The organism is Bacillus sp. LL01, assembly GCF_001037965.1.
In genome coordinates this window covers 1-3774 of record NZ_LFEL01000212.1, presented here as the reverse complement: position 1 = coordinate 3774, position 3774 = coordinate 1, and the positions used below count along the sequence as shown (strand labels likewise).

Sequence of the window (3774 nt, the reverse complement as noted above, 5' to 3'; positions counted from 1 at the left end):
TAATGTCCTTAAAAAGGCAATTCGTTGTTGTTCTCCACCTGACAACTCTTCTATCGGTTTATGTAGAAAGTCTGCAGGTAAATGTACAGCTTCTAAAAGTTCTACTGTTTGTTCATTTGACCAGTCCCGATTATGTAATAGTGGGCCGTACGCCACATTATCCTTTACCGTCCCCTCAAATAATGCAGGTGATTGAAAGACCATTCCGATTTGTTGTCTTAATTCAATAATAGGGTAATCTTCAACAGCTTTCCCTTTAAATAATATCGTTCCTTTATCCTTGTCATCCAGTCTATTCATCATATACAATAAGCTACTTTTACCCGCACCAGATGGCCCGATTAACGTTATAATTTGATTTTTCAATACGGTAAATGAAATATTATTCAACCGATCATTACTAACATCTTTCCATTGTACGATATCCATCGTACCACCTCAGTTCGTCTAGAAGTTCGAAGATGTTCTTATTATACAGGAACGGCCAATAAAACAAAAAGTCTATTCGCATTGAATAGACTTTTGTCCGCTTATTGACGTGCCTTGTATGCATGGTGATTCGTAGGCCCAATGCCACTTCCGATTGAAAGAGAATGCCTGATCGCTTCTGTAATAAATTGTTTCGCCACATGAACTGCTTCTTTAATGGCCTTTCCTTTTGAGAGTTCGGCGGCTATTGCAGCAGCGTATGTACAACCTGTTCCATGTGTATGCTTCGTATCGATACGTTCCGTTTCAAGAAGATAACTTCTTTCTCCATCAAACAAAAGATCAACTGCAGGTCCATTCTTAAGGTGACCACCCTTTAATACCACATAGCTCGGTCCTAGTTTATAAATGTCTCTAGCCGCTGCTTCCATTTCTCCAATCGTCTCCATCTCTTTTGTCCCAAGAAGCTTTGCTGCTTCTGGTAAGTTTGGTGTGACGACTGTAGCAATCGGTAATAATTCATGAATTAAAGCTTCTGTTGCCTCATTTTGAAGGAGTGTAGCTCCTCCTTTTGCAACCATTACAGGATCCACGACAATATTTTTCGCTTCGTACTGTCTCAACTTGCGAGCGACAAGCGTAATAATATCAGCTGAAAATAACATCCCCGTTTTAATGGCATCGGCACCAATATCCGATAGGACTGCATCTATTTGTCCCTCGATTGCTTCAATGGTTTGAGGAAACACACCATGTACCCCTAATGTGTTTTGAGCAGTCAGAGCTGTGATCGCACTCATACCAAATGTATCAAGCTCTTGAAACGTTTTTAAATCTGCTTGTATACCAGCCCCTCCACCACTATCTGATCCAGCAATTGTTAATACTTTTGGGATTGTCATCTCTACGCTCCTTTCTAAACGTTCCTCTTAAATCGTAAATCGCCCGGGGGCAAAAAGATCAATAGGAACCGGTGTTTTTTCGTCGTTGATAATGGCTGCAACTACTTTTGCAGTAATCGGACTAAGAAGAATTCCATTTCGATAATGACCTGTTGCAAATACGATATGACTAGCTTCTGGGTGCTCCCCAATTAACGGATAGCCATCCTGTGTCGCAGGCCTTAATCCTGCCCATCTATGAAATGGGTCAGTCTGTTTCAAAAATGGTAAGATATTATGATTCCAATTTGTCAGTCGGTTAATTCCTTTTTCGGTTACATCCGTTTTAAAGCCAGCAATATCCTCTGACGCTCCATTTACAAGTGTGCCGTTGGCTTTAGGAACCAAATAGCCTTGGCTTGTATAAATGATATGATTCACCTCGTGTTCGCCTAATTCAAACGCACAAATTTGACCGCGAATCGGAAACACTGGAATTCTTAAATCAAATATTTGTTCAAGCTCTTGTGACCAAGCTCCTGAGGCAATAATCATTTGCTCTGCTTTAAACGTTTGACCAGCCTTAGAGACCACTTCAATTTCATCTCTCCAGCTTTTAATCTCGACTGATTCTAACTCCTCAGCAATCTTTACACCATTTGCACGGCATGCTCCTTCAAGAGCCTTTACATAATCCGGTGCAAACACATGACTTTCCTCAGGGTAATGCATGGCCCCAATGATTGAATCTGCTAAATGAGGCTCAAGCTGTTGAAGACGTGCGCCATCAACTAGTTCTGCTTTTGCTCCCCACTCACTTTGCCAAGACTGCCTCGTTTTTAATCCGAGTAAATCTGCCTCATGATAGACCGCATGCAAACTACCACTATTGGTATATTCAAAGTCAACTCCACTAATGGCTTTCACCTCTTGTTGCCACATTGGGTACTCTCTTAAACTTTCCAGGCATAATCTAAAAAAGTCATCAGGATCTTCTCCGATTTCGGAATAAGGAGCAAGCATTCCAGCCGCAGCTCCCGAAGCCTGGCCTCCACAACGCACTTTTTCTAAGATCGTTACTTCGTGCCCCTTTGTTGAAAGCTCAAAAGCAATGGCAAGTCCAATGACACCGCCTCCGAGCACGATAACTTGTTGACTCATTTGCCTTCAGATCCTTCCTGCCATTTATCTAGAAATAAGTGACGTATAACCGCTACTTGCTGTCGCATACTTTTTCATCGGWATACGCCCTGCCTCATAAGAAGCACGTCCCGCTTCAATCGCAAGCTTCATTGCATGCGCCATTTTCACAGGGTCTTTCGCTTTTGCAACTGGTGTATTCATTAATACACCATCTACACCAAGCTCCATCACTTCGACAATGTCTTTAGCCGATCCTAAACCAGCATCAACGATCACTGGAACATTTGCCTCTTCAGCAATTAGTCCAATATTATATGGGTTTAGCACACCAAGCCCCGTTCCAATTGGAGCTCCACCTGGCATAACCGCTGCTGCACCTGCTTCTTCTAATTTACGACAAAGAACCGGATCATCAGAAATATATGGAAGGACGACAAAACCTTCATTCGCAAGCATCTCTGTTGCTTTAAGTGTTTCTATCGGATCGGGTAATAGCGTTTTCTCGTCTGCACTAATTTCCACCTTGATCCAATTACTAATCCCTGAGGCTTTAGCAAGTCTTGCAATTCGAATCGCTTCCTCTGCATTACTCGCACCTGAGGTATTCGGTAAGTAAGTAAATGAATCTTGGTCTAAATGTTGTAAAATTGCATCTTCACTTGGTGCATCTAAGTTCACTCGACGAATCGCGAACGTAAGAACCTCTGCTTCTGATATACGAATCGCTTCATTTTGGATAAATGGATTTGGGTAACGCCCTGTTCCAAGAAAGAAACGAGAAGATAACTCTTTTCCTGCAATCACTAGTTTTGATGAATTCATATTCATCAACCTCCCCCCACAAAATGCACTAATTCAATTTTCATCTCTGGCTTAACGGACGTTTGCTCCCATTGATCTCGATCAATAATCTGACCGTCTACCTCTGTTACAACGAGATGACTTTCCAAGTTAAAATGAGAAACCACATCTAATAATGTGTTTGCCTCTACTTCCTGCTTCTCACCATTAATCATTAGCTCCATTTTATTCGCTCCTTACTTTGATAAGATCTTTACAAATGTTTCACATGTACCACGTACATCATCTGCTCCTACAATTTCACTAATCATACATACTCGCTTCGCACCCGCAGCTAATACTTGATCGACATTGTGAAGCTTAATTCCACCAATCGCGACAAAAGGAATCGTAATTTCTTCTGCTACTTGCTGGATATAAGCAGTCGTAACCGGATCAACAACATCTTCTTTACTTTTCGTTTCAAAAATAGGTCCAACCCCAATATAATCTGCTCCGCCTTTTTCTGCTTCTTGTGCTT

Annotated in this window: 6 protein-coding genes; all 6 read right to left on the bottom strand. The window is 41.6% G+C overall.

Annotated features, from left to right (window positions below; genetic code table 11):
* Nucleotides 1–429 (bottom strand): ATP-binding cassette domain-containing protein (locus tag AB685_RS28140; RefSeq protein ID WP_047973908.1); only part of this gene is annotated, 429 nt, incomplete at its 3' end.
* 101 nt (nt 430–530) lie between these two features.
* The gene (gene thiD, locus AB685_RS28135; RefSeq protein WP_047973907.1) at nt 531–1331 is read right to left on the bottom strand and encodes a bifunctional hydroxymethylpyrimidine kinase/phosphomethylpyrimidine kinase; all 801 of its coding nucleotides are present in this window, start codon (nt 1329–1331) and stop codon (nt 531–533) included.
* A 27-nt stretch (nt 1332–1358) separates the two neighbouring features.
* Complete coding sequence (gene thiO, locus AB685_RS28130; protein ID WP_047973906.1) at nt 1359–2471, bottom strand: glycine oxidase ThiO; 1113 nt, start codon at nt 2469–2471, stop codon at nt 1359–1361.
* A gap of 24 nt (nt 2472–2495) precedes the next feature.
* Nucleotides 2496–3275, bottom strand: a complete 780-nt coding sequence (locus AB685_RS28125) for a thiazole synthase (protein ID WP_047973909.1) — start codon at nt 3273–3275, stop codon at nt 2496–2498.
* A 5-nt stretch (nt 3276–3280) separates the two neighbouring features.
* Nucleotides 3281–3478 carry a sulfur carrier protein ThiS gene (thiS, locus tag AB685_RS28120; RefSeq protein WP_047973905.1) on the bottom strand — a complete coding sequence of 66 codons (198 nt, stop codon included), beginning with the start codon at nt 3476–3478 and terminating at the stop codon, nt 3281–3283.
* A gap of 12 nt (nt 3479–3490) precedes the next feature.
* On the bottom strand, nt 3491–3774 hold a 284-nt coding region (locus tag AB685_RS28115; protein WP_047973904.1), incomplete at its 5' end, for a thiamine phosphate synthase.